The sequence below is a fragment of the [Clostridium] scindens genome (assembly GCF_019597925.1).
Classification (GTDB): domain Bacteria; phylum Bacillota; class Clostridia; order Lachnospirales; family Lachnospiraceae; genus Clostridium_AP.
This window is the reverse complement of the sequence record NZ_CP080442.1, coordinates 603,763-630,400: the sequence shown is the minus strand read 5'-3', so window position 1 is coordinate 630,400 and position 26,638 is coordinate 603,763. Positions and strand designations below refer to the sequence as shown.

The 26,638-nt window shown below is 48.6% G+C and carries 27 protein-coding genes; 4 read left to right on the top strand and 23 right to left on the bottom strand.

The features are described 5' to 3' along the window. Positions 1 to 11 precede the first annotated feature (11 nt). Positions 12 to 1,076: a zinc-binding dehydrogenase gene (locus K0036_RS02835; RefSeq protein WP_227060479.1), complete on the bottom strand. Its 1,065-nt coding sequence runs from the start codon at positions 1,074 to 1,076 to the stop codon at positions 12 to 14. Positions 1,077 to 1,159: 83 nt separating this feature from the next. Continuing rightward, on the bottom strand, positions 1,160 to 1,915 hold the full coding sequence (locus K0036_RS02830) for an SDR family NAD(P)-dependent oxidoreductase (RefSeq protein WP_220430699.1): 756 nt from the start codon (positions 1,913 to 1,915) through the stop codon (positions 1,160 to 1,162). A 295-nt stretch (positions 1,916 to 2,210) separates the two neighbouring features. Here K0036_RS02830 and K0036_RS02825 point away from each other — a divergent pair, with 295 nt between their 5' ends. Next, on the top strand, positions 2,211 to 3,446 hold the full coding sequence (locus K0036_RS02825; protein WP_220430698.1) for a PucR family transcriptional regulator: 1,236 nt from the start codon (positions 2,211 to 2,213) through the stop codon (positions 3,444 to 3,446). Here the strand turns inward: K0036_RS02825 and K0036_RS02820 are convergent. From K0036_RS02820 to K0036_RS02800, 5 genes are all read right to left on the bottom strand, one after another. Beyond that, positions 3,437 to 3,991 carry a prolyl-tRNA synthetase associated domain-containing protein gene (locus K0036_RS02820; RefSeq protein ID WP_220430697.1) on the bottom strand — a complete coding sequence of 185 codons (555 nt, stop codon included), beginning with the start codon at positions 3,989 to 3,991 and terminating at the stop codon, positions 3,437 to 3,439. The two genes, K0036_RS02825 and K0036_RS02820, sit on opposite strands and share 10 nt — an antisense overlap. Before the next feature lie 86 nt (positions 3,992 to 4,077). After that, complete coding sequence (locus K0036_RS02815; protein WP_025645426.1) at positions 4,078 to 4,338, bottom strand: DUF3343 domain-containing protein; 261 nt, start codon at positions 4,336 to 4,338, stop codon at positions 4,078 to 4,080. A 29-nt stretch (positions 4,339 to 4,367) separates the two neighbouring features. Continuing rightward, positions 4,368 to 5,645 (bottom strand): double-cubane-cluster-containing anaerobic reductase, encoded by a 1,278-nt coding sequence (locus K0036_RS02810; RefSeq protein ID WP_220430696.1) that lies wholly within the window; start codon positions 5,643 to 5,645, stop codon positions 4,368 to 4,370. 153 nt (positions 5,646 to 5,798) lie between these two features. Continuing rightward, entirely contained in the window at positions 5,799 to 6,944 is a 1,146-nt protein-coding gene (locus K0036_RS02805; RefSeq protein ID WP_220430695.1) for an aminotransferase class V-fold PLP-dependent enzyme, read from the bottom strand. A 163-nt stretch (positions 6,945 to 7,107) separates the two neighbouring features. Next, on the bottom strand, positions 7,108 to 7,698 hold the full coding sequence (locus K0036_RS02800) for a TetR/AcrR family transcriptional regulator (protein WP_025645429.1): 591 nt from the start codon (positions 7,696 to 7,698) through the stop codon (positions 7,108 to 7,110). A 163-nt stretch (positions 7,699 to 7,861) separates the two neighbouring features. Between K0036_RS02800 and K0036_RS02795 the strand changes: the two genes are divergently transcribed. Then, positions 7,862 to 8,902, top strand: a complete 1,041-nt coding sequence (locus tag K0036_RS02795; RefSeq protein ID WP_025645431.1) for a Gfo/Idh/MocA family oxidoreductase — start codon at positions 7,862 to 7,864, stop codon at positions 8,900 to 8,902. An 82-nt stretch (positions 8,903 to 8,984) separates the two neighbouring features. On the opposite strand, the gene K0036_RS02790 is transcribed toward K0036_RS02795, so the two are convergent. Then, a complete protein-coding gene (locus K0036_RS02790; RefSeq protein ID WP_025645433.1) occupies positions 8,985 to 9,806 on the bottom strand; it encodes a nitroreductase family protein in 822 nt (273 codons plus the stop codon). Between the two features lie 176 nt (positions 9,807 to 9,982). Between K0036_RS02790 and K0036_RS02785 the strand changes: the two genes are divergently transcribed. Continuing rightward, positions 9,983 to 10,846, top strand: a complete 864-nt coding sequence (locus K0036_RS02785; RefSeq protein ID WP_173693546.1) for a MerR family transcriptional regulator — start codon at positions 9,983 to 9,985, stop codon at positions 10,844 to 10,846. A 405-nt stretch (positions 10,847 to 11,251) separates the two neighbouring features. Here the strand turns inward: K0036_RS02785 and K0036_RS02780 are convergent, their stop codons facing one another. From K0036_RS02780 to K0036_RS02765, 4 genes are all read right to left on the bottom strand, one after another. Continuing rightward, complete coding sequence (locus tag K0036_RS02780) at positions 11,252 to 11,554, bottom strand: type II toxin-antitoxin system RelE/ParE family toxin (protein ID WP_173693545.1); 303 nt, start codon at positions 11,552 to 11,554, stop codon at positions 11,252 to 11,254. A 3-nt stretch (positions 11,555 to 11,557) separates the two neighbouring features. Beyond that, entirely contained in the window at positions 11,558 to 11,806 is a 249-nt protein-coding gene (locus tag K0036_RS02775; RefSeq protein ID WP_173693544.1) for a type II toxin-antitoxin system prevent-host-death family antitoxin, read from the bottom strand. Between the two features lie 103 nt (positions 11,807 to 11,909). Then, positions 11,910 to 13,202 carry a glutamine-hydrolyzing GMP synthase gene (gene guaA / locus K0036_RS02770; RefSeq protein ID WP_220430694.1) on the bottom strand — a complete coding sequence of 431 codons (1,293 nt, stop codon included), beginning with the start codon at positions 13,200 to 13,202 and terminating at the stop codon, positions 11,910 to 11,912. A gap of 75 nt (positions 13,203 to 13,277) precedes the next feature. Next, positions 13,278 to 14,474, bottom strand: a complete 1,197-nt coding sequence (locus K0036_RS02765; protein ID WP_220430693.1) for a coenzyme F420-0:L-glutamate ligase — start codon at positions 14,472 to 14,474, stop codon at positions 13,278 to 13,280. Positions 14,475 to 14,751: 277 nt separating this feature from the next. Here K0036_RS02765 and carB point away from each other — a divergent pair, with 277 nt between their 5' ends. Then, entirely contained in the window at positions 14,752 to 17,979 is a 3,228-nt protein-coding gene (carB, locus tag K0036_RS02760; protein ID WP_220430692.1) for a carbamoyl-phosphate synthase large subunit, read from the top strand. Positions 17,980 to 18,060: 81 nt separating this feature from the next. On the opposite strand, the gene K0036_RS02755 is transcribed toward carB, so the two are convergent. From K0036_RS02755 to K0036_RS02705, 11 genes are all read right to left on the bottom strand, one after another. Further along, positions 18,061 to 18,348: a DUF6465 family protein gene (locus K0036_RS02755; RefSeq protein WP_025645442.1), complete on the bottom strand. Its 288-nt coding sequence runs from the start codon at positions 18,346 to 18,348 to the stop codon at positions 18,061 to 18,063. An 82-nt stretch (positions 18,349 to 18,430) separates the two neighbouring features. Further along, a complete protein-coding gene (locus K0036_RS02750; protein WP_220430691.1) occupies positions 18,431 to 19,792 on the bottom strand; it encodes a M18 family aminopeptidase in 1,362 nt (453 codons plus the stop codon). Then, positions 19,783 to 20,988 carry a flagellin lysine-N-methylase gene (fliB, locus tag K0036_RS02745; RefSeq protein WP_220430690.1) on the bottom strand — a complete coding sequence of 402 codons (1,206 nt, stop codon included), beginning with the start codon at positions 20,986 to 20,988 and terminating at the stop codon, positions 19,783 to 19,785. Before fliB ends, K0036_RS02750 begins: the two co-directional genes overlap by 10 nt. A 71-nt stretch (positions 20,989 to 21,059) precedes the next feature. Next, positions 21,060 to 21,833, bottom strand: coding sequence for an ABC transporter permease subunit (locus tag K0036_RS02740; RefSeq protein WP_025645448.1), 774 nt, complete (start codon positions 21,831 to 21,833; stop codon positions 21,060 to 21,062). Then, positions 21,830 to 22,732, bottom strand: a complete 903-nt coding sequence (locus K0036_RS02735; protein ID WP_173693539.1) for an ABC transporter ATP-binding protein — start codon at positions 22,730 to 22,732, stop codon at positions 21,830 to 21,832. Before K0036_RS02735 ends, K0036_RS02740 begins: the two co-directional genes overlap by 4 nt. Beyond that, positions 22,733 to 22,933 carry a PLDc N-terminal domain-containing protein gene (locus K0036_RS02730; RefSeq protein WP_025645452.1) on the bottom strand — a complete coding sequence of 67 codons (201 nt, stop codon included), beginning with the start codon at positions 22,931 to 22,933 and terminating at the stop codon, positions 22,733 to 22,735. It lies immediately after the preceding gene. Beyond that, the gene (locus tag K0036_RS02725) at positions 22,930 to 24,054 is read right to left on the bottom strand and encodes a helix-turn-helix domain-containing protein (RefSeq protein WP_025645454.1); all 1,125 of its coding nucleotides are present in this window, start codon (positions 24,052 to 24,054) and stop codon (positions 22,930 to 22,932) included. Before K0036_RS02725 ends, K0036_RS02730 begins: the two co-directional genes overlap by 4 nt. 95 nt (positions 24,055 to 24,149) lie before the next feature. After that, positions 24,150 to 24,569: a hypothetical protein gene (locus K0036_RS02720; protein WP_025645455.1), complete on the bottom strand. Its 420-nt coding sequence runs from the start codon at positions 24,567 to 24,569 to the stop codon at positions 24,150 to 24,152. Continuing rightward, a complete protein-coding gene (locus K0036_RS02715; RefSeq protein ID WP_173693538.1) occupies positions 24,566 to 25,075 on the bottom strand; it encodes a MarR family winged helix-turn-helix transcriptional regulator in 510 nt (169 codons plus the stop codon). The genes K0036_RS02720 and K0036_RS02715 overlap by 4 nt, the downstream gene beginning before the upstream one ends. 83 nt (positions 25,076 to 25,158) lie before the next feature. Then, the gene (locus K0036_RS02710; protein WP_220430689.1) at positions 25,159 to 25,719 is read right to left on the bottom strand and encodes a DUF6323 family protein; all 561 of its coding nucleotides are present in this window, start codon (positions 25,717 to 25,719) and stop codon (positions 25,159 to 25,161) included. A 21-nt stretch (positions 25,720 to 25,740) separates the two neighbouring features. Then, positions 25,741 to 26,574, bottom strand: a complete 834-nt coding sequence (locus tag K0036_RS02705) for a DUF6179 domain-containing protein (protein WP_220430688.1) — start codon at positions 26,572 to 26,574, stop codon at positions 25,741 to 25,743. Positions 26,575 to 26,638: the final 64 nt, after the last annotated feature.

Sequence of the window (26,638 nt, the reverse complement as noted above, 5' to 3'; positions counted from 1 at the left end):
TTTATATTTCATTAATCGATAAATACAATCGGCTTCACTACCTCCGGGTGATCTTCTTTGAATGCCATCAGGTCATACGCATCCTGGATATGCTCGAATCCATGGAACCGGTGGGATATCAGCTTAGTAGGATCCAGGCGTCCTGCCGTCATCAGCGCGAACAGTCTCTCAAGCCGCCTTCTTCCGCCCGGGCATAAGCCTCCGTTGATGTGCTTATGGCTGCAGAAGCCCAACGTATAGGCATTGGGAATCACTGCATCAAAGGTCTGCGCATTTAAGTTGCTCACATAGCCGTTTGGCTTCACCATATTAATGCATCTTGCAAAGGAATCTGCATTACCGCCTGCCGTGATCACCGCATCCGGCTGCTTTCCTCCCAGCAGTTCGATTACTTGGTCGTCAATCGGGCCATCCTTATACTTCACGATATCTGTCGCGCCATACTCTTTAGCCAGGTCAATGGTATTCTGGCGGTTGCCGATGGCAATGATCCGTCCCGCTCCGCGAAGGGCGCTGGCCGCGACTGCCATAAGTCCTACCGGGCCGATGCCGCATACGACTACCGTATCTCCGAATTGAATATTCGCAAGTTCCGCCCCATGGAATCCGGTGGTACACATATCCGCTGCCATTACCGCATGTTCATAAGAAAGCCCTTCCGGTATCGGGCAGGCATTTAAGTCTACCTGACGGATGCGGAAATATTCCGCAAAGGTGCCATTTTCAAACACGCACCAATTCATTCCGCCGTTCTGCCCGCCGCTATGCTGGGTCAGATTGTCCTGGATTTCCGGTGTCAGGTAATCCGGCGTCACAGCGCCTACCGCTACCACATCCCCCGGCTTGAAGCATTTTACTTCTGCACCGACCTCTACGATTCTTGCCGCTACCTCATGGCCCAGAATCAGTCCTGCCGGAAGCCCGGCATGTACCTGGTGCGGATCGGATGAGCAGGCCGCCAGCGCTACCGGCTCTGCCAGGGCATCCAATGGCCCGATCTGTGGAATCTCGGCTTCCACCGGCCCGAATTCCTTAAACGGCACTACAACTCCATAACCTTTCATTTTCCCTGTCATATTTTATCTCCTTTTTCTGAATCTTTTTTAATCTGGTTCACATTCCTTTTAAACCGCCGTCGTCCGACCTTGCGCCTAACACTCTAGACTGCTGTCCATCCTCCATCACAGGTCAGGATCGCTGCTGTCACATAGCTGGATTCCCTGGCAGCCAGGAATACGATGGAGGAATCCAGTTCTCCCTCCTTACCTGGGCGGCACATTGCGCTTCGGTTGCAGATAAAGTCGTTCATAGACTCCATTGCCTCCGGCCCATTGGACTCAGATGCGAAGAAGCCTGGGCAGAGAGCATTGACCGTAACTCCCCTTGTCGCCCACTCGATCGCTGCCTGGCGCGTCATATTGATGACTCCGCCCTTGGCCGATGCATAGGCTATAACAGGAAGTTCCTTCAATCCGCCTTTTCCGAGAATCGAAGCGATATTGATCACCCGTCCATATCCTTTTTCAAGCATGACCTTGCCGAAATGCTTCATACAGTAGAAGGAGCCATCCAGATCCAGAGAAAGCACCTTTCTCCACTCCTCTTCCGGAAGTTCCTCCAGCGGGATGCAGGAGCCGCCTCCTGCGTTATTGACCAGAATATCCACGGTGCCGAATGCATCCAGAACTGCCTGCACCGCATTCTGTACCTGCGCTACGTCCGTCACGTCGCATCCTACCGGAAGACATCTGACGCCCAGCGTTTCCACCTCTTTTGCAACCTCCGTCAGTTTCTCTTTCCTTCTTGCGAGAATGGCTACATCGGCTCCCTGACGCGCCAATGCCAGTGCGAACTGGCGTCCCAACCCTACGGATGCACCCGTAACTACCGCAACATTACCTGTCAAATCAAACATAATCTCGACCTCCTTATTGTCTCTTTCTTTTTGTTAATTATATAACGACTTTACTCCTTGTACATTAGGCAGCATTCAAAAACAAGCCGTATATTTTTGGGCAGTTGCACAATGTTTTGTCCTCTGTATGTTTTTTGCAGTATTTCTGAATAACCTGGTGCTCATCCTGCATATTTGTATAATTTACCCTGGATTTCTATGGATTTTCTTCTTTCCATTTTATATAATGCTTTTATAGGTTTCCTTATGTTGTGATATCTTACAATGGATTTTCTTATGAAACAGGAGGTGACAGATGGAAGACAAAATCGATTTTCTAGAACTTTATGAACGAATGTTTCAGCTGCTGCCCAGCGGCAATATCCAGAAACTGATGGAACTTGCCAATGACATCACAGGCGTTCCCGTACTTGCTGTTGATATCATGTACAACCTGCTTGGCATCGCTCCTCAGGTAAAGACCGGGGACTACTATTGGGACTATCTTCTGGAACATAAGGGGTATGAGACGGATATGGTTGTCGGACTTTATAACGAAGGGATCATGCAGTCCGTAAATGAAATGGAGGCCCCCTATGTGATCGACTGGGGAGAGGTGAACAGGCTGTACCCTAAGATCCAAGGCATTATCAAGGTAAATGGAATCGTGGAAGGCTACGTGACAATGCAGTGCACCAGGGGGCAGATCACGCCGGACCGAATGAAGGCCATGGAACTTATCATGCACACCTGCAGCCTGTTTTTTAAAAGCGACTCTGAAAGCAGCATGGATTATACTTATCAGAAACTGTTTATCGGAGAGTTGATGAACAACCGGATCAAGACCCCCAGGCAGTTGAAACTGTGGTCCAATGACATGGGATATCTGCCCACTCCACCCTACCGGATTGCCGCCATCAGTACAGAATCCACCCAGGAGAAGAACGTGCTTTCCTACATACGCAAATCCATCCTCCAGTTCTTCCCCTACCAGCTGGCGATGATCCAGCACAACATCCTCTACATCCTGCAATATGAACTAAGCCTTAAGCAGGACGCAGAAGCCTCGGAGCGTCAGTTCAACCATATCCTGAGCAAGTTCAACGCCCACTGCGGCTTAAGCAACCTGTTCTATGACCTGCTGGATACATCAAACTTCCAGATTCAGGCCGAGGATGCGCTAAAACTGGGCCGCAGGCCCGGTCAGAAATACCGGATCTATTACTATCAGGATTATTATCTGCCCGCCATCCTGACGCCGCGCATCGAGCAGATGCCAAAGAGCAACTACCTCTCTCCGGTCATTACGGCCATCATGGATTATGATGTCTGGCATTCCACGGAATTCCTGGATACGCTCAAGGCTTATATTCTTCATTTGGGAAACACAAAGAAAACGGCAGAACTGCTGCACATCCACAGGAATACTCTCCTGTACCGGATTAACAAGATCGAGGAATTGACTAATTCCTCACTGGAAGACTATGAGACCATGATGCACCTGATGATCAGCTTCTACATGATGGATAAAAATAATTCCCCTCAAGATTGAGGGGAATCATCGCTTAGTGTTACGGTTATATAGTCATGATGCACTGCATCCAGAAACTTCTCAAACACATCCTCCGTACGGATCTTCAGGCTGGATGTGTTCACGCATGGATGGCAGCCTACATATTCATCTTTGAATATCTCTTCATCCACCAGCAGCTGCACATGGTTCTCCGTGTCATTCATCAGTCCCATGACCGTCGCGGAGCCAGGCAGCACGTTCAGATACTTGGCCATATCCTCTCCGGACGCAAAGGACAGTCTGGATGTTGGGATCTGGGCGGACAGTTCTTTAGTGCGCAAGTTTTTATGTCCTGGCATCATCAGCAGATAGAACGCTGTCTTCTGCCGATTGCACAGGAACAGATTCTTGCAGATCGTAATTCCAAGCACTCGGTCTACTTCCAGACAGTCCGCGATCGTGCCTGCTGCCTTATGATCCGTCCTAAAATATTCTATGCCAAGACGATCCAGCAGATCATATACTTTAATTTCTTTTTCTTCCCGCCCCTCCAAAGATGCCGGGCGGCCTTTCTGTAATTCCATAGCGATATCTCCCGTTCTGATTCAGTCCTGTCCATATTACTCCAAATATGCAGGCCCGTCAAGATAACGTCAAGATACCGCCATATCTAGCAATACCGGTCCCTTTTCGGATTCAAGTCGCGCTCCACTGCCGCGATCTTCAGAATCTCGATGCCGCGCTCTTTGGCGCAGGACTGGATGGTATCCAGATCTTCTTCCTCCACCATCAGCGAGATTCCGCAGCATTTGCTGGCAGTTCTGGGAGTGGGGGATATGACCGCCCGCACTCCCAGCGCTTTTAATTCCTTATAGAGACGCATGCCATTGTCGTGGTTTGGAAACAGCACATAATGCTGTAGTTGCTGCATCTGGCAATCCCCTCTTTTTTGTTTACTTATTATCTGTTGTTGAGCATCTCGATAAATGCTCCTACTCTTGTACGAAGCTGTGACGCATCGCTGTCTGTATAGTCTGTCTCGATTCCAAGTACCGGAATGCCTGCCTCTTTCATCGCCCTTTCTACCAAATAGCCTTCCGTATCATAGAGGTTGCAGAACTTCAGATTCACGTCAATGATGCCGTCCACTTTATATTCCTTCGCAAGGCGCAGGATATCATCGATTCTTCCGCTGTTCGGGGTGAAGCATGCGCAGTTGATCTTCATATAGCGCTCTGCGATTGCCTCGATCTGCTCTTCCACCGTCTCCTTGGTCTCATCTACCTGGTTCTCAAAATAGCGCGTGCCTGTGCACATCTCTTCACAGACGATCACGCCGCCGCTGGTCTCGACGATATTATGTAATTTCCAGTTCGGGATGGCAAGCGGCGTACCCGTAAGCATGATTCGCTTCGTACCTGCCGGAACGACGCTTATGCCGTCCTGTATCCTCTGTTCCAGCTCATCGCAGAGCTTGTTGGTCATCTGCGTGAATCTGGCCGGATCATCGTAGAATGCAATCTGGGAAATTACCAGGGCATCCGTGCCGCTGATCGGAAGGTTATCGCTCTTGCGGCAGTTATAGAGCCTCTCCAGAGCCTTTCTCTTATTGTTGATCAGCTTGATGCTCTCGGCAAGTTTCTCGGCAGTCACCTTATTTCCGGTAAACTCTTCTACCTTTTCTTTTAACGCCCCGATCTCCTCAGCCCATGCCTTGACGTCCTTCGCACGCTTCATCTGAGGCAGATCCATTACATAGACCGGCACATCCTCGCTTAAAATCTCCCATGCCTTCTTCTTTCCATCGCAGGTCGTCTCGCCAATGTACATATCCGCAATCCGGAAGAATGGGCAGGTTCTGTCAAGCCTTGCGCCGACAGATGCCTTAATCAGCGGACAGGTATTCGTCGGTAGCACTTTCTCTCCTCCCGGAACCCAGAACTGAGAGCCTCCGCACAGGCCTGTCGCGATCGCGTCCGCCGCAAATATAACCTCATCCGGCACATAGACGCAGAATGTTCCGAAGACCTTTCCGCCCTTGTTCTGATGTTCGATCAGTTCCGATGGCCGAATTCCGTGGATATCCGCCACAACCATGTTATAGTAATCCATGCCTTCCGGCCTGTTCTCCTGTGATAAGAAAACATCCCCAAATGCCTGCGGCAGTACTTCGCATAACTGGTCATGCAGTTCCAGATTCATGCCCAGGTCGCTCCACATCTTGTGATTATTGTCCATATTATCGTCCTCCTTGATTTTTACAATGTTCGACTGTATTTACCGTACCATTTTTTCCTATCAAGGACAACGAAACCTGCCGGATTGGGCTATTGTTAATTCCCAACATTATCCATACTTATTTAAATTATCTATATCTTATCTATATCTTCATCAGGCAAGTTCACGCAGTGTCTGAATGCAAATATCAATCTCCTCTTTGGTGTTGCTCGCGCTAAATGCAAATCGCACCGTACCCTGTGGAAATGTACGCAGCGTCTGATGGGCCAAAGGCGCGCAGTGAAGGCCGACTCTCGTCATAATTCCTGCCCGCTGCTCCAGTTCAAATGCCACGACTGCGTTATCGCCAGCCTGAAAGTCAAGAGACACCACGGCTACGCGCTGCCTTACATCTGGCCTTCCGGCAATCCGGATTCCCGGCAGTTCCTTTATATTCTCCAGAAAATACTCTGTCAATTCCATCTTCCTGGCGTGAATCTTCTCTATCCCCGTCTCTTCAAGATAAGACAGCGCAGCATGCAGCCCAATTATTCCCGGCAGATTCATTGTCCCGCTCTCATACTTGTCCGGCAGATTATCCGGCATCTCGAAGGAATCCGACTGGCTCCCTGTTCCGCCTGCAATATAGGGCTGCATCTGGCGGTCCAGTTCCTCGGATATCAGAAACCCGCCGATCCCCTGGGGCCCCAGAAGTCCTTTATGCCCGGTAAATGCCAGGAAGTCAATGCCGCATTCCTGCATGTCTATATCAAGCGTGCCGGCCGTCTGTGCCGTATCTACCGCAAAAATAAGATGCCTCCGGCGGCACAGATCCCCAATCTCCCGGATAGGCACGACGGTTCCGCAGACATTGGACGCATGCGAGACGATGATTGCCCTTGTCTGCGGCTTAACCAGCCTCTCCATCTCTTCTACGCTTACATTCCCCTGCTCATCCGCAGGAGCAACGTCATACGTCACGCCCCGTCTCGTCATCTGGTGAAGAGGGCGCATCACTGCATTGTGCTCGATTCCGGTCACGATTACATGATCCCCGCTCTTAAGGAATCCCTGAATAAAGTAGTTCAGGGAATAGGTAACGCCCGGGGAAAATATTACGCTTCTTGAATCCGCGGCATGAAACAGCCGCTTCAGCTGCTCCCTGGTCTCCAGTACAATTCCAGCTACTTCATATGCGCCTTCATAGTTGCCCCGGTTGATATTGAACGCGCCATTCGTCAGAAGTTTCGCCATAGACTCTGCGACTTTTGGCGCCTTTGGCCAGGATGTGCTGCCATTATCAAAGTATATTCTTTCCATCTTCTTCCCCCCTGTGTGAAGTGTTTGTCCGTATGCGGGAGTCAATGGTTATTACTTGCCCGCTCTAAATTAATCTTAGCACATTTCATGCACTCCATTTATTGAAAAAGGGAATAGATGGCGCGTTATATTTTTTTCATCTATAACACGAAATCAATCATCCTTATTTTTCTATAAACGTCCCCAAATACCGTTTCATCCGTTTTGCCGAAACAGACCTTAAATCATAACTCTCCTGCCTCAGATAATAGTCGAAGACAATCCCCCTGGAAAAGTCGATCAGTTCCCATGCAACCGTCCTGGTATCCTCATTGAATGAATACAATTTCTTCTCCACGCATTCGTCCAAGGCTTCTTTTACCTTCACATAGAGCGGAATGGTATCATCAAACAGATTCTCATCATAATAATGCAAGGCGCAGACGTATAACTCTCTTCCCAGTTTTGCGAACTTCAAGGAGACAATGACTTTTGCGTCAAATATTTGAAGTACCTTGTCCAGAGGATCTGCGGCCTCCTTCTGCGCTTCCAGAATCTGCTTCAGCAGTTCCTCTTCATGCGTGCTATAGCACTGCAGGATCGCATGGTCTTTATTCTTAAAATATAGGTAGAAGGTTCTGGGAGACAGTCCCAGACTGCTGCAAAGAGAGCGGATGGTAAATTTCTCAATATCCCCTTTTGCGATTATTTCCATGATTGCATCGATAAATGCCTGATATGTTTTTTCTGATTGTAGCTGATGTTTATTTTTCATGACAAAACTCCTTTATAATGTACTCATTTTAACATATTTTGTAAAAATAATATATCCTTATCCTTTTAATATTGACAATTCTGCATGAATGCGATACCATGATTTTAGAATTTAGTAAACACGTATACTAAACATGTATACAATTATGAAAGGAGCCTTATTTATGAAGAAGTACAAAGTAATCGTATGGGGATTGGGAAGCGTCGGGCGTTATGCCGTGAAAATGATCCAATCCAAGAAAAGCCTGGAACTGGTAGGCGCCGTAGACGTTGATCCGAAAAAGGTCGGAAAAGACGCGGGGGAAATCTTTGGATTCGACAAGGCCAATGTTATCGTCTCCGATGATATTGACGAAGTGCTGAAGCAAGAAGCAGATGTAGTGCTAATCTATCTTCCGAACATGAGGGATGAGGGGAATCTAAGGCCCACAGGCTTCACGCCTAACGCCAGGAATATCTGCAAGGCGCTGTCCGCCAACAAGAACGTACTGACAACCTTGCCGGTCTATAACATGAAGGAAACCGCGCCCCAATTATATGATATGGTAAATAACTGCGCGCTGGAACATGGCGTGACTTACATACAGCAAGGCATCTTCCCGGGACTGTTCAACTCCTATCTTCCTGTCGTCGTATCTTCTATGGCCGGACGCATTGACAAATTAATCGTCACAGGAGGACAGGACGACTCCTATAATACTTCGCCATGGGTGCAGGTATTCGGGTACGGGAAAGATCCGAAGGATTTTAATGGAGACGTGATCAAGGATATCATCACTTCTTACTACGGGCCGACTGTCATGGAGATTGCCAGAAGATGCGGCATTGAATACGACGATTATGTTGAAGAGCATCGGCTCTTTACCTCCAAGATGGAACTGAATCCTCCTTGCGGCAAGGTTATGCCTGGTACCATATCTGCCCATGAATTTATTATGAAATGCCTAAGAGACGGCAAAGAAGTTACCGGCTTCCATTTTATCCACAAAGTGTGCCATGACGTACAGCCAGAGCCGCCAATGGCCGACAGTTATACGATCTATGGCGAGCCGGATCTGAAAGTGACCATAGAAGGGATGATTCCTGGAGTGGAATCTTTTGCTACCAGCACTGCGCCTAGCATCAATCTTATCCCTCAGTGCGTAGAGGCCGAGGCCGGATGGAAGGATGCGCTGGATCTGCCCGCTTCCAAGCCGGTACTTTAAATGTATCTTTTATCCGAAAAGCGCCCCCTGCCATTCGGCAGGGGGCGCTCTCTATTTCATTTCTTCCAAAATACCGGCCTCATTACCATCGGTCAAAATGGATTTTTCCAGCATCCCATCTGTCCTCTTCCTCTTTACTCTCGTTTGGATACCCCAGCGCAATAACGGATATAGGTTCTACTTTTACAGGAAATTTCAGTTCCTTTGCAATGCGTTTCTTCCAATCAGAATTCATCACAACGCCGCACCATACGGCTCCCAAGCCCAAACCATGGGCGCACAGCAGAATATTTTGCGATACCGCCGCACAATCCGCATATAGGAATTCTTTCATCCCTTCTGCATTTCTATCCCCGCAGACAATCATCGCACAGGCAGCATCTGCAAGCATTCTGGCATTTGGGTTGTAACTGGCAAGCGCTGCAAGCATTGTCTTATCTTTCACTACGACAATATGGCAGGGTCTTTTATTCTTCGCCGAAGGCGCCTGCAAGCCTGCGGTTAATAGAGTATTTAGCATCTTATCATCAATGGCTTTTGCCGTGAACTTACGAATACTTTTCCGGCTCTTAATCGCTGTTATGACATCCATGCTGCTCCCCAGAGTTTCGATCTTATCTCCACTCTTCTTTTCGCCTTCCCGCTCTAAATCCATGGTGATTTCTACCTGCATCTGCTCTCCATTAAAGCCTACCGCCTTCTGCAATGCCTTGTTCAAAACAAGAATGTACTCACCCTTGCCGCGCGACAGCAGCTTCCCCCGATATTCAACTTCATTAATCCTTCCAGCGACATAGATGGTTCCTTTTGGTATAGAAAAACACGCTCTTGCGTCAAAAGGCACTTTTACATAAGTAAGCCTGCCTGTCTCCTCCTTTTTGATCTCTGCTTCAAAAGCCTCCATAACACCCTCCATTTTTACACTTATATTTTTGATACCCAGGGACATGCTTGATATTAAGCATAAGCCAAATACTAAGCATATTGCAAATACTTTTCGAGAAAATCCCTGATTATGAAAAAACTATTGACTCCAACGTAACGTGATACTGTATGCTATATTCAAAGGAGTTGATAGAAATGAAAACCATAAGCCAAGTTGCGGAATTAACAGGTATCAGCATACGTGCTTTACAATATTATGATGAAATCGGGCTGCTAAAGCCAAGTGAATTAACCCCTTCGGGCTATCGCTTATACGATGATGACGCTTTACAGAAACTCCAGCAGATTCTATTTTTCAAAGAATTAGGCTTTCGCTTAAAGGAGATTCGCGAAATATTGCAAAAACCGGATTTTGACAAAATAGCCGCGTTCAAGAAGCAAAAGGAACTGCTACTTCTAAAACGCAATCGCACGGACCGGCTGATCCAGCTTCTTAGCCGCTTAGAGAAAGGGGAACAATGCATGAGTTTTAAAGAATTTGATTTGTCTGATTACATCGACGCATTGGAGAATTTTAAAAGCCGTAATACAGATGATATTATCAAACACTGGGGAAGCATTGAAAACTTTGATCTGTTTATCCAGAAAGTCAAAGAGGATGAGTCCGAGGTTGCTAAGCTTGCCATCAAGCACTTTGGAAGTATAGAGAACTATACCGAAGCCATGAGATATAATCTGGAACACTTCTCTGAAATTGCGGAAACCCAATTAACAGAGGATGTTAAAGAAATCGGCCAACAGTCTGATAGACTGTATGCGAAACTCACTGCTGATTTGACGGCAGATGTTTCTTCCCCGGAAATACAGTCTATTGTTCAGGAGATATTCCAGTTTATTCAGAAGAATAGTAGCGGCGTCTCTCTTAGCAAGCCCTATTTGAATGTACTTATCAACGCCTATTCCAGCGAATATGTAAGAAACATAGCAGATGCTAAATATGGGGAAGGGGCCTCTGATTATATTGTGAAGGCGTTCCGCTATTACGAGGAGTTTTCTTAATCCCATGCAATACTCTGGTTTAGAGCCATTTTATTCTCTGCCGTGCATAATAGCGTAGACATTCGGAGATTTGTGGCTCAATTACGTTTTTTATTGTTTCTATTTCAGGTAATTCAGGCATTGTTCGCACCTCTACTCTTCGCTCTGGCCGGCGCAGAACATGCGTCCGACGGATGTATTACGCCTTTTCTTGCTGATTTTTTGATTTCACTGTGATAGAAATAATTGACAATCACGGGTGGATCGCCGAAAGGACGACTCACGCTATCGTCATTGGTCACATAGTCAAGACCGATTTTAGCGGCATATCCTTTTAAATCTATATCAAGTGCTTCCCAATAACTACGGTCATTTCGGTTATAAATCGCTTAATAGAGTGGCAGCATAATTCCTCTAAATTCAAATCTATCTAAATAAAATGCTCGGTATTTCTTGATATCTGTCAATCACACGATATATCTCTACGTAATCCTTTTTGATAAGATGCAGCGTAATATAATTCCCATGAACAAGATACTTATAATCTGTCTTGAAACTCACTAGTTTTGACAAATCTGCTCCCATAGTAGGAAACTGCTGTAAGTTCTCAAAACTCTTGTAAATCTCGTCTACTGTCTTTCTGGCTGCTTCTGCATTATCCTCTGCAGTATAATCCTTAATTGCTTTCAGATCGGCTACTACGAGAGGGTTAATCCTTAATTTCATCAAGTGTTATTCCTCCATAGCCGATTTTAATTCATCAAGGCTCAACCAACCTGTCCCATCTGCAACAGTTTCTTTCGCTTCCTGCAACTTTGCCAACAGTTTTTTCTCTGCTCGGTCTTTCTCGTAGTCCTCAATATCAAGCACTACAAACCTTCCCCTACCATTCTTGGTTAAAAAAACTGGTTCTCCAACTTTGCAATTTTTGAGAACTTCATTATAATTTCTCAAATCAGATACTGGTAAAATACTAGGCATATAATCAACTCCTTATTGCTAATCAAAATTATAAAATAGAGTCAAACGACATAAAGAAACCCCGAAAGCGCCCATTTTACAGGCATCTCCGGGGTTCTGTCCGCTATTCGAATTCAATCGTAGCCGGCGGCTTCGGTGACATGTCATAGCATACTCGATTGACATTCTCCACTTCCGCCAATATCCTGTTCGTGATCTTCTCAAGCACGTCCCAATCAACCTTCTCGATGCTGGCTGTCATCGCGTCGATCGTATTGATCGCCCGGATGATTACCATATATTCAAAGCATCTGGCATGGTTCTTCATGCCCACAGACTTAAAGTCCGGCACTACCGTAAAGTACTGCCATACTTTCTTATCCAGTCCCGCTTTCTCAAACTCTTCTCTCAGGATGGCATCCGATTCACGGACTGCTTCCAGTCTGTCTCTTGTAATCGCACCGAGGCACCTGACGCCAAGCCCCGGACCTGGGAATGGCTGGCGGTATACCATGTGCGGTGGCAGTCCCAGTTCAATTCCGCAGGCGCGGACTTCATCTTTGAAGAGCTGCTTCAAAGGCTCTACCAGTTCAAACTGCAGATCCTCCGGCAATCCCCCTACGTTGTGGTGTGATTTTACCATCTTGGCGGTCTTGGTTCCGCTCTCGATGATATCCGGGTAAATGGTTCCCTGGCCGAGGAAGTCGATTCCGTCCAGTTTTCTTGCTTCTTCTTCAAATACGCGAATGAATTCTCCGCCGATAATCTTACGTTTTTCTTCCGGATCCTTCACGCCTTCCAATTTGCCCAGGAAACGTTCTGTGGCATCCACATAGATAAGGTTCGCGTGAAGCTGGTTCTGGAATACCTCCACTACGCTTTCTGACTCGTTCTTACGCATCAGGCCATGATTTACATGCACGCATACCAGCTGCTGCCCGATTGCCTTCAAAAGGAGCGCTGCCACAACGGAAGAATCCACGCCGCCGGACAGGGCAAGAAGGACTTTCCGGTCGCCTACCTGGCGCTTCACCAGTTCTACCTGGTCAGCGATAAAGTTCTTCATATTCCAGTTTGGCTCTGCCTTGCACTCGTCGAATACGAATTTCTTAAGGGTAGCCTCATCCGGAAGCGCGTCCAGTTTCTGTACGCATTTGGCTGTTGGATGGTCAATTGCCATCACCGGATATCCCAGATCATAGAGTGCGGGACTTACATCCACCGCTGCTCCGTCTACGACACGGTTCTCTCCTCCGTTCAAGATGATTCCCTTCACATTATCCAGCCCGTTTAATTCTTCCGGGGTGATGTCATGGGGATGAATCTCGCTGTAAACGCCCATATCGCGAATTTCTCTGGCAACTACCGTATTTTCGGTACTGCCCAAATCCAGAATTACAATCATATCCTGTTTCATTCGTTTCATTTCCTCCTGAGTATTTTTTCCTATCATTAATCCTTCGTTATCTATTAGCATCTGCCTGTCTGCCGCTTATTTATCGGTGGTAAAGTTGTCAAAATAGCCCTGTACCAGAATCACAGGCGTTCCTTTGTCACCAGAACCGCTGGTCAGATCGCACAGAGAGCCGATCAAGTCTGTCAGGCGGCGGGGCGTCGTTCCCTGGGAAGACATATCGCCTACCAGGTCGTCTTCCTTCTCCTGGATTCTCTTGGAGATGGCGTCTTTGAGTTCCTCGCCCTTCAGGTCTTTAAAGTCATTGTCTGCAAGATATTTTAATTTGACTTCATTCGGCGTGCCGTTAAGCCCTTCGGTGTGAGCCACGGATACGCAAGGATCTGCCAGTTCCCAGATCTTTCCTACCGGATCTTTGAAAGCGCCGTCGCCATATACCATGACTTCAACATGCTTTCCGGTCTTTTCAAGAATCTTGCCCTGCACTTCCAGTACCAGGTCTGTGCAGTCTCTCGGGAACAGTTTCACGGATTCCTCTGTAGATTTATTAGATCCAAGAAGCCCGAATCGTTCATTGCATCCGCTTCCGCCCACCGGACAGGTCAGGATATTGTCCAGTCCCAGAACAACCTTGGCGCCATTCTTCTCCAGGATGCGCTTGGTCCTTGCCCTGGTATGTATGTCACAGGTCAGCACGTTCTTGGCATGCTTCAGGATTTCCTGCGGCTGGTTTGCGAAGATAACTTCCACTTCAGCCCCTGCCTCTTTGATCAGATCGCTGTAATACTGCACATAATCCACGCCAGTAAATGGATGCTTATTCTCTCCGAACAGTTCGCGGTATTTCTCAAGATCCATCACGTCGCTGTATGGGTTAATGCCTGCATCATCAAGCTTGTCCAGGGAAACCAGTTCATTTCCCACTTCGTCGCTTGGGTAGCTCAGCATGAGCACTACCTTCTTCGCGCCTTTTGCGATACCCTTCAGACAGATGGAGAAACGGTTTCTAGACAGAATCGGAAAGATGACTCCTATCGTCTCTCCGCCCAATTTCGCCTTGACATCCTTGGCTATCGCATCGATAGACGCATAATTTCCCTGCGCTCTTGCCACGATGGATTCTGTGGCTGCAATCACGTCGCGGTCACGAAGTTCGAATCCTTCGCTTTCTGCTGCCTCTAATACGCTTTCAACAATAATATCCGCCAGATTGTCTCCTTCACGGATAATCGGGCAGCGGATTCCTCTTGATATAGTTCCTACTCTTCTTTCCATGTCTTTTATCCCCTTGCATATAAATTTAATCAACATTTATCTATACCCACTTTATCATAAGAAAGAGGCTTTTACAATTCACAGTTTAATAAGAAATATATTTTATGCCAAAAAATTGAGAAATTTTCCATGATTTTTCTCCATATTTGGTGAAATTCCCTATTCCCTTTTTTTCAATCTACTATATAATAGAGGGTAAAGGGTTTTTTGGAGGCCCGCAATCGCACACGCAACCGGGCGTTCCATAAGCCATGCATGTCATATTAGGAGGATACATATGCCAAAGAGAACAGATATTCACAAAGTACTTATTATCGGCTCTGGACCGATCATCATCGGACAGGCCTGCGAATTCGACTATTCGGGTACCCAAGCCTGCAAAGCGCTGCGCAAGCTGGGTTATGAGATCGTGCTGGTCAATTCCAATCCAGCTACCATCATGACCGACCCGGAGACAGCGGATGTCACTTATATAGAGCCATTAAATGTAGAGAGGCTTGAGCAGATCATCGCCAAAGAGCGCCCGGATGCGCTTCTTCCAAACCTGGGAGGACAGTCTGGGCTGAATCTTTGTTCAGAACTTGCAAAGGCAGGCATTCTGGAAAAGTACAACGTACAGGTTATCGGCGTACAGGTGGATGCCATCGAGCGCGGCGAGGACCGTATTGAATTCAAGAAGTCCATGGATGCCCTTGGCATCGAGATGGCCAGAAGCGAAGTTGCCTACACGGTAGAAGAAGCGCTGGCGATCGCTGATGACCTTGGCTATCCTGTCGTGCTTCGACCAGCCTACACCATGGGCGGCGCAGGCGGCGGCCTGGTTTATAATAAGGATGAGTTAAAGACGGTATGCGCAAGAGGCCTTCAGGCCAGTCTTGTGGGACAGGTCCTGGTAGAAGAATCCATCCTGGGCTGGGAAGAACTTGAACTTGAGATCGTCCGCGATGCCGACAACAATATGATTACCGTGTGCTTCATCGAGAATATCGACCCCCTGGGCGTACACACCGGAGATTCTTTCTGTTCTGCTCCGATGCTTACTATTTCAGAGGAATGCCAGAAGCGTCTGCAGGAACAGGCTTACAAGATTGTAGAGTCCGTACAGGTTATCGGCGGCACCAACGTACAGTTCGCCCACGATCCTGTCAGCGACCGTATCGTCGTCATCGAGATCAACCCGAGAACTTCCCGTTCTTCCGCATTGGCTTCCAAGGCTACCGGATTCCCGATCGCCCTGGTATCCGCCATGCTGGCAACCGGCCTTACGCTTAAGGATATCCCTTGCGGCAAGTATGGAACCTTGGACAAATATGTACCGGATGGGGATTATGTCGTAATCAAGTTCGCCCGCTGGGCGTTTGAGAAGTTCAAAGGCGTAGAAGATAAGCTTGGCACCCAGATGCGCGCAGTTGGCGAAGTCATGAGTATTGGAAAGACTTACAAAGAGGCCTTCCAGAAGGCTATCCGAAGCCTTGAGACCGGCCGTTATGGCCTGGGTTACGCCAAGGATTATAACGCGAAGACTAAGGATCAGCTTCTCCAGATGCTGATCACTCCGTCCAGCGACCGTCACTTCATCATGTATGAAGCGCTCCGCAAGGGAGCGACCGTGGAGGAGATCTTCGAGATCACCAAGGTTAAGACTTACTTTATCCAGCAGATGAAAGAACTGGTGGAGGAAGAAGAAGCGCTTGCAGCCGGAAAAGGAAGCCTCCCATCCGACGAGATGCTGACCGCGGCGAAGAAAGATGGCTTCTCAGATAAATATCTAAGCCAGATCCTGGAGATTCCGGAAGACGATATCCGCAACCGCCGCCTAGCACTTGGCGTGGAGGAAGCATGGGAAGGCGTGCACGTAAGCGGAACGCCTGACAGCGCTTACTACTACTCTACCTATAATGCGCCAGACAAGAATCCGGTAAGTACAGACAAGCCAAAGATCATGATTCTCGGCGGAGGCCCGAACCGTATCGGGCAGGGCATCGAGTTTGACTACTGCTGCGTACACGCTTCGCTGGCTCTTAAGAAGCTGGGATTCGAGACGATTATCGTCAACTGCAATCCAGAGACGGTTTCCACCGACTACGATACTTCTGACAAGCTGTATTTCGAGCCTCTGACTCTGGAAGACGTGCTAAGCATTTATAATAAGGAAAAGCCGCTTGGCGTTATCGCCCAGTTCGGCGGACAGACTCCTCTGAACCTTGCATCCGAGCTTGAGAAGAATGGCGTCAGGATTCTGGGAACCTCGCCATCTGTCATCGACCTGGCAGAAGACCGCGACCTGTTCCGCGAGATGATGGAAAAATTAGAGATTCCTATGCCGGAATCTGGTATGGCAACCACCGTTGAAGAAGCGCTGGCTATCGCCAGAGAGATTGGCTATCCGGTTATGGTCCGCCCATCTTACGTTCTTGGCGGCCGCGGCATGGAAGTGGTCTATGATGACGAAAGCATGGAAGGATACATGAAGGCTGCCGTTGGCGTAACGCCTGACCGTCCGATCCTGATCGACCGGTTCCTGAACCACGCCCTCGAGTGTGAAGCAGACGCGATCAGCGACGGAACCCACGCATTCGTTCCAGCGGTTATGGAGCATATCGAGCTTGCCGGCGTACATTCCGGAGACTCCGCCTGCATCATCCCGTCCGTACATATTTCTGAAGAAAATGTAAGGACCATCAAGGAATATACAAGAAAGATCGCAGAAGAAATGCATGTCAAGGGCCTGATGAACATGCAGTATGCCATCGAGAATGGCAAAGTATACGTGCTGGAGGCCAATCCACGCGCATCCCGTACGGTACCGCTGGTATCCAAGGTCTGCAACATCCGCATGGTGCCTCTGGCAACAGACATCATCACTTCCGACATCACAGGACGCCCATCGCCGGTACCGGAATTAAAAGAACAGGTAATTCCTTACTTCGGCGTCAAGGAAGCCGTATTCCCGTTCAACATGTTCCAGGAAGTCGACCCGGTATTAGGGCCTGAGATGCGTTCCACCGGAGAAGTCCTGGGCCTGTCTCCATCCTATGGAGAAGCCTTCTATAAGGCACAGGAAGCCGCCCAGTCCAAACTGCCTCTTAACGGTACGGTACTGATCTCCGTAAACCGCAAGGACAAGGCAGAGGTCGTTGAGATTGCCAGAAGCTTCGCCGAAGATGGATTCAAGATCGTAGCTACAGGAACTACCTGTGATCTGATCCGCGAAGCGGGAATCGAGGCCGAGAAGGTAAAGAAACTCTACGAAGGCCGTCCGAATATCCTGGATATGATCACCAACGGCAAGATCGACCTGATCGTAAACTCTCCGGTAGGCAAGGACAGCGTCCACGATGACAGTTACCTGCGCAAGGCTGCCATCAAAGGCAAGATTCCTTACATGACCACCATCGCGGCTGCAAGGGCAACTGCTAAGGGAATCCGCTACGTGAAAGAGCATGGCAACGGAGATGTAAAATCATTGCAGCAATTGCACAGCGAGATCGGTTTTGTAGAATAAATCTCATATAAACCAAAGGCTCCGGGACAGTCCTGGCATATTTGCCATTGCCGTCCCGGAGCCTTATCTATTCCTCATAGGTTAGATATCTATATCCCCGCTTAAACTGCCGCACGTATAGTACGCTTTCTGTTCTTCCGGCTTCAGGTAGACAGATAACTTTTCATTTCCTGAAGTCAAAGCCCCCTCTACCTTGCATTTTTCCTTGATTCGCTCTATAATCTCCCTCTCCAGGTACTCCTGGCCCTGATACTGGATGTAGAAGTCTATATTCTCTGCCTCTTTTGCCGCCGGCGCCTTTATATCGCGCGGTGCAGATGTGATTTCCGCCTGTCTCTTCATTCTCTTCTTGTCGATTCTTTTACTCATGATTTCCAACTCCCTTTCTGTCATTTACTATCGAATTATAGTACTTTTGGGAGCAGAAGTCAAAGAGCGGGAGGATCTCTTCTTACTCCTTCACCCGGTATTCTCCGCTGCCTATTTCCACCACCGATGCCCGGAAGAACTCCTTTGCCGCCGCGATCAGATAATCCGTATCTTTTATGCCGCCCGTCTCATACGGTGAATGCATGGCAAGCTGGGCCAGTCCGATGTCCACTGAATTCAGCGCTACCTGGGTTCCTGAGATATTGCCCAAGGTAGAGCCTCCCAGAATATCCGAACGGTTGAGGAACTTCTGCACGGGAACGCCGGCTCTTTCGCAAATCTGCGTAAATACTGCCGCAGCCATCCCATCCGTGGTATACTTCTGGTTCGCGCTGTATTTTATCACGATTCCTTCATTCAGATAAGGCCGATTCGTCGGGCAGGCCTTCTCTGGATAATTGGGATGTACGCCATGAGCATTGTCCGCAGACAGCATGAAGCTGGATGCCAGCGCCTGGCGGTACTGGCCCGGGCTTCGCCCAAGCCCTTCATTGATCCGCAGCAGCGTATCCAGAAGGAACGTAGAGCCAGCGCCTTGTTTCGTACCGCTCCCCACCTCTTCATTGTCATAGACACAGTGTACCGGAATGCTTTCTCCGCCATCCGCCTCCAGGAAGGCCTGGAGGGATGCAAAGGCACACTGTAAGTCATCCAGCCTTCCGATGGAAATGAATTCTTCCTGCGCTCCCCAGATGCTTCCTTCCATCCGGTTATATAAAAATAGATCGCTTCCTATCATATCCTCCTGTGCCACGCCTGCTGCCCGGGCAATGTCCTCCATGAACATTCCCCCGGATCCTCCGCCTCCATACAGCGGCAGCATGTCTTTCTGGACGTTGTATTTGTAGCCTTCGTTGGCCTCCCGGTTCATATGGATCGCCAGATTCGGAATCATGCACAAGTCCCGGTCTATATTCACCAGCCTTGTCACGAGGCGGCTTCCGTCCTTTACAATGACTCTGCCCGCCACGGACAGCGGCCTGTCAAACCAAGGCGCGCACAGCATCCCTCCATACTTTTCCACGTTCAGCTTCACGTAATGCCCTTCCACATCCATCTCCGGGTTTTCCTTGATCTTGAAGCTTGGAGAATCACTGTGGCTGGCCATAATCTGGAATCCTGAGAAATCCCGTTTCGGAATTCGAAACGCGATCAATGCCGACCCGTTCCGGATGACATAATATTTCCCCTCTTCTTCCAGCCTCCACTCTTCCCCTTCCAGAAGCTGGGCATATCCGTGCGCGTCCAATTCCCTCTTCATATTCGCAACCGCATGGAAAGGGCTGGGACTTGCCTGTATAAAGGAAAACAGTTGTCCCGCAGTTTTCAGATTTTGCTCTCTTTGCGTATTTTCTTCCGTATTTCCTGTCATATTTACATCCATATCTTTCCTTCCTTTCCCTCAATCCTTTCCTTGCATCTCTCCTTTGAAAACCATGGGACCAATTGTTCTTCCATCATTTGCTCCATTGCCTCCAGATTCTGGTCTGAATGCTCCACTTCCCTGGAATAGCGGTAGACAATCTCCACCACATCCTCAAAGTCCAGCTGCTTCTCATTCTTCCTCCACCTTGCCGCCAGCATCTCGTAGATCAGCATAACGCTGACCACAGCCATCTGGATCTTCGCGTAGGCTCTCCCGTCATAGACGGCCCCGCAGAAATACGTATAGATAAAATATACCAGCAGCTGCTCGCACTGGATTTCCCATTCCGGCATATTGGCCGTAAGCCATGCGGCGAAATCCTGGTGCATCTTCCCATAGGCGTCCCGGCTATCCTGACTGTCATCCATGCTTCCATACAGCAGGTACTCCGACTCGCGCAGATGAGACTCCCAGTCTTCCCGGAGTAATTCCAGCTGGTACAGGTTCTGGAACATTTGCCTGGAAAACGCATATCTTTCTTCTATATTGTCTCCCGACTCCATAAGTTTCAGTCTGATAAATTCCCTGGCTTTTTCTTTCTGGTAGCGTTCAAAGACCTGGTCGCAGGAAAACACTTCTCCCTTTTTAAGCCTCACCTGCATATCATGGGCCAGCGCCAGCACAAGCCCAGTCCGCAAATCAAGCCCAAGTTCCCGGTCCCTTAGGATATTGAGCAAGACCTCCCGTCCCTCCGCCAGTTTGGAATACACAAGCAGATCAAAATCTTCATACGCTTCTTCGCCTTCCTTCTCGTATTCCAGGAACCTTGCCGGTTCTTCTTTTTTAAGCAGGATTCTCGCCACCTCCGGGCAGGAGATGGACAGCGTGACTTCCCGCACGCCTTCGAACTCCTCGATATGCCTCGGATACAGCCTGCAAGTCCTGCAAAGGCTCTCTTTGCCAAGGGCAGAATACAGATCGCACAAATTCTCTTCATTCAGAAAGGCACATCTTCCGCCCTCGCCCTGCTTAAAGGTTCCTTCCAGCCACCGGATGGAACGATTAAGCCTTCTTCGAAACTTCCCGGACACCTTTCCATAGCGGACCAGGGATTTCCTGTCGATGGCAATCTGCCATCCGGCGCAGCAGGTGTCCTCGCACTCATCGGCCGTGCATTTGAAATTCTGATAATAGTCAGGTATTGTATACAGCATGATAGATCTCCATTCTAATTTATGGATTATATTATAACACAAGCCTGGGGAATCGCAATTCCCCAGGCACTCTATCCAATATTCTTTCTATTAAAGCACGCCACTGACAATATAAAGAACGCCACGCCAGATGCCAGGGCCACCGCTATCGCCTTCCAGAAATCCTCAGGTGACATGCTGCCCGCCAGCAGATTACCAGCAGAGAGCAGCCGTATCGGCAGATATTCCCCAATCTTTCCGAACATTCCGGCCACATAACTGGCAATGACTGCTACGCCCGTCACTGCCAGCACCCCTGAAGCGGATTTAAGCAGCGTGGATATCAGCAGGATCAGGAGCATGACCCAGATTCCCAGCAGATAGACGCACAAGGCCGCAAAGGCAACATGCGAGGCGATGCTATTATCCCAGAAATACATATTATATCCGTATGTGATGCCATAGCACAGCCAATAGCAGACTGTCCACAGACCGATAGACGCGATGGCTTTTGCCCCCACTACCTTCCACCTGACCAGGCCTTTGGTCAGCATATTTACCAAGGTGCCCTTCTGGTATTCCGTTGTCAGGATCCCGCTGAGCATCAGAGCAAAGATGATCAGCGCCATGGATATATTTTTGTAGAACTGGTTCCAGGAAGTCATGGCATTGACCTTAACCTCCGTCAGCACCATCCCCGACTCTGCAAGGCTGTCTGACATCGTCTCTACCATCCAGGGCGTCAATTTGGCGATTGCCGGATTCATGATGCCAAACAATATGAATATGATCAGAAGAATCCAGATCTTACCCGTACGGATGAACTCCATTCCTTCTTTTCTTAGAAATGCGCTTAACTGCCTCATCTTCCTACCACCTCCATAAACAACGCTTCCAGCGTAGGTTCCCGCATTTCCATGCGAAGCGGATAGATTCCGGACTTTGACATGCCCTGCATGGCGGATGCCATATCTTTCTCATCCTGCTTTGCAAAGAAAATCAGATTCTTCCCCTTGCGCTCGCCTCCTGCCCATAACCGGAGGGCTTTTTCTGAATCCGCCGGATTCCTGAACTCTACTTCGAATCCGTCGCTTTTCCGAATCTGCCGGATCTCTTCTATAGTACCTTGAAGAGCAACCTTTCCTTCATGGAGCAGGCCAATCTCATCACAAGTCTTCTCTACATCAGAGAGAATGTGCGTAGAGAACACGACGGTCGTATGTTCCCTTACCGCCAGAAGGATATCCAGTATCTCTTTTCTTCCCAGCGGATCCAAGGCGGACGTAGGCTCATCGCAGATCAGAAGTTTCGGACTGTTAAGGAGGGCCTGTGCGATGCCCAGCCTTTGCTTCATCCCTCTTGAGAATCCCTGGATTCTCTTGTCAGACTTCTCAAGTCCTACTAGTTCCAGGAGTTCCATAGACCGTTTGCGGATCAGTGTTTTCTGCATTCCCGTAATCTCGCCGCACAATGCCAGGTACTCCATCGGCGTCATGTAAGAATAGAACTCCGGCACATCCGGAAGATAGCCAATATAGCGGTTCGTCCTATTCTGCCCATAGCAGACCTTCTCGCCATTTACAAGGATGTCTCCGGAATCTGCCTTAAGAAGCCCCAATATCATCTTCATCGTAGTCGTCTTTCCTGCCCCATTCTGTCCGATAAACCCATAGATCGAATGTGCCGGAACCTTAAAGTTCAAGTCATCGATCACCTGATTTGCGCCAAAGCGCTTGGATACATGGGATAATGTCAGCATATCCATCTAAGCATCTTCCTTTCCCAGCAGAAAATAAAGAATCGGTCCCCAAAACTGTATCCCCACGATGGTCATCACTACCCAGAACGCGCGGGTCCCCCTCTTATAGTGCTGGTGCGTGAAGATGTGCCGAAGCGTGATAATCACAAGAATCAGCTCTACAATGACCAATGGTATCAAAAATGGCAGCATATCTTTTATATTCATAATGTCTCCCTCTTTTCCGTCAATACTCTTTTCAATCTTACCAGACGCTTATCTTCTATAAGCGGAGAAAATACCGGGTTCTCCAGGGCCTGGCAAGCGTTGTCTAAGACCAGCTTCTTATCTCTGACCATCTGCTTTCCAAGATCCAGTCCCTCAAACCATTCTTCCAGCCGGTTAAAATAACCGTCTCCATGCAAGGCTGCCTCATGATCCAGCAGATCGCAGATAATCTCCACGAACCTTTTAAGTCTTGCGAACACGCCCTCTATATCCTCCTGCTGGCACTGATAGACTGCCACCTGGTAGTGATAGACTGCCGCTATATTCTGATGCAGCCTTTCTAATTGGAATAATTCTATCAGTCCATCCATTCTGCGTATCGTCTCCTCGCAGGACTCTTTATCCTGCGCACGAAACGCAATATACTGCGTCGCTCCTTCTACCAGGGACAGCAGATGGAGGAACATGCTGATCTGCGTATAACTGACCGCCTTATCCATATCTCCCACCATCTGATAGGCCTGGATAAGAATTCCGCTGCTCTGGCTGGCAAGCCGGTAGGGACTCAGCATATCCTCCACTAAGTCCAATGCTTCCTGAGGCCTTCCGCGCTGCAGGTCCATGATCGCTTTGAGTACCGTCGCGTCATTACAGATGCTGATATCCTTGCAGTTCTCTATGATGTGCGTGCACAGTTCCACCGTCTCATCCAGAATCCCCATCTGACTCTTTGGATCTTCGGCAAATGTATAATGGTTCAGCCACAGAATACTGATCTGCAAGAGGAAGGAATAGCAGGAGTAATACTTTTTAACCAGTTTCCTGCTTGCGTCCATCACCTCTTCAAAGGGCTTTTCCGCAAATTCTGCCGCCAGATCATGATAGATCTTCTGAATCTGTTCCTTCCCCAGCTGAGGCTTATAGCCCAGCAGTTCGTCTACCGTCACGCCGTAATAGGACGCAAGCACCGGTAGCAGCAGAATGTCCGGAAGGCTTTGCTTCGTCTCCCACTTGGAAACCGACGCTTTGGTAACGCCAATGAAGCTAGCCACTTCTTCCTGGGTGACTTCTTTCTCCCGGCGCAAGCGGATCAGGTTCTCCGCCAAATTCAATGTATCCATATATCGCATCTCCTTTCTTGCTATCAGTATACGGAATAATTCCGGAAAACACCATGGAATGATACGATATTTACGGAAACAAAATCAACCATTGGTTAACTCCTTCTGCCATCCCTGACGGATAACGCGAACCGCTTTGCTGCCTCCAGATCTTCCTGATCCGGCTTTCCCATGTTTTTGAATATAAATGCGCTTCCTTTGCAGGAAAACGCCCCAGCTTCCACTTCTATGCCTTTTGCCTTCAGTTTCTCTCTTAAGGCGGCGAACTGATCCGTGCCATATCCATTGGATGAAAATAACGCCACCCTGGAAACGCTGCCGCTATCCAGTCCTTCTACAAACCGCTCCATCTCTGGCCGGGCGTTTCCGCCCAGGACTGCGCACCCCAGAAACAATAGATCGGCTTTTACCTCCTGCGCCCCGTCAATGCTCTCTGCCTCTACCCCCAGCGCTTTTGCCATGGCCTGCGCCACCTTCTTATTATTCTTCCTGCTCTTATACATGACTCTGATCATACGTCTGCTTCTCCTTTTCTCTGATTCTGAAAATACGATTCCAGATGGTCGATTCCGTGCATCAGCTTTATCGACAGCTGGTAGTACTTGCGGATCTCTTCCTCCGTAAATTCACCGAACATGGCCGCATGCACGTCATCCGTGACATCCGCCATATATTCCGCGAACTTCATGCCTTTTTCTGTCATCTTAACGCAAAGCGCCCTGGCATCCGCGTCCGACTTTACCAGTTTGATATATCCGGCCTTCTCAAGATTGACTGCCAGCTTCTTCACATTCTGGCGGGAACATCCCATGGCTCCTGCCAGCGTAGTCAGGTCAGGCGGCGCATCAAACGAAGCCGACACTGCCATCAAAAGCCACTGCTTGCTGGACATCTCATTGTAGCGGTCAAATATGGCGTGCAGCTTATTCTCCTGGATAAATACTCCCGCGAAAATCAGCTTCTTTATCCAGTCAAGGCTGGTTCCCATCCGCTCATATGTAACTGAATTCTCTTTTTTCATAACTCTCCTTTCATATTCCAAAAGCGTAACAAGTTACTTATTGTTATTTTAGTAACTTGTTACGCTTTTGTCAACCAGTTTTTCTATTCCGACTCTTCCAATTTTATCCTATACAGTTCAAATTCCCATCTGGTCTCTTCCGAGAATTCCTCATACTCATTCCCGCTCTTCTTAAGCGTATACTCATCCCTCTCCTTCTTCTGGAATTCCGTCTCATATCCGGCCCGGACTGCAGCCGCGAACCGTTCCAGACAGGTTGTCTCCAGGTATTCCAGATCTCCGTAGCAGATCTGTTCAAAGTTCTCTTTCATAATCTCCAGCAGTTCCCCATCTGTCAATTCGTCCATGGATTCATTCTTATACAGATAGAATATCTCCTGAAGCCTTGCCAGAGTGTCCACATACTCCCCGCTCTGGATGAACTGGGAATCGCAGAACTCCTTGATCAGTTCCGGGAGTATTCCGGCTGCGAATTCTACTCTCCTGCTCTCCCTTAGCGTCTCCTTCCGGCAGGCCATCAGTTCCCTTGCTTCTTTCTCCGTCAGGCAAAGCCCGTACTTCGACGTCTCCTGGTTGCATTCAAGCACGCGCTTTAGTTCCTGCCTGCTTGCTTCCAAAGTCATAAGTTCAAACCATTCCTCCATTATACGCCTTCCTTTCCCCGCCTACACCACCGCTGGAAGACAGCCATGACTGGCAGCATTTTGAAGTTCAAAGGCCAAGTCTGCCATATCATATTCCAGGTACCCAGACAGTTTCTCATCCTCATAGTACTTCTGCTTCACTAGCACGTGCAAAAGACACGTCAGTTTTCTCTTTAGGCCTTCCCGGTCCTGGCTTTGCACTTCCTCTTTCAGCCGCATATAGTCCTCCTCCCCGAACCGGTTCTTATCTGCCGGAATGTCCGCAAGCATACAGCATAGGACATGGCGGAGCATTACCCTGCACGGATTGATGAAGTATTCCTCATAGTCTGCGCAGCGCGCCACATTCACCTGGCGGATATAGTCTTCCGGGAATCTTGCCAGGAACGTCTGCTCCGCTTCCAGGCACCGGAGATACTCCCATATGGCATCTATGCCGCACAGCCCTTCCAGATTCTTCATGACCGGATAATCCATAGTAATGATATGATCTTGCGGCTTCAGCCGGACATCATACCATAGGAAGAATGCCGGAATTCCACATCTAAATGTCTCCTCATAGGCTTTGTTCCCATAACTTCGAAAATTTTCTGCCATCCGATTATATAACTCTCTCGCCTGTCCCACCTTTCGAACCGCCAGTTCATAGCCATACTCGTACGCCATTCTCGCCGTCCGCCTTCCGTCCGAGACGCCGGCCGCATCCACGTCCCCTGCCGTCTCATGAATACAGTAGAGTACGGCTTCCATCAGCTGCTGGGCTGCCTCATACGTCACGGATGTGCTTTCCTTCCCTGTATATCTGTCACAAAGTTCCTTTACCAGAGGAATCAGTTCCTCCATCTCATAATCCATTCCATCACCCCTTTGTGGTGATTTCCTATTCTACTCCCTGGCTGGCACGCTTACAAGACTTGAA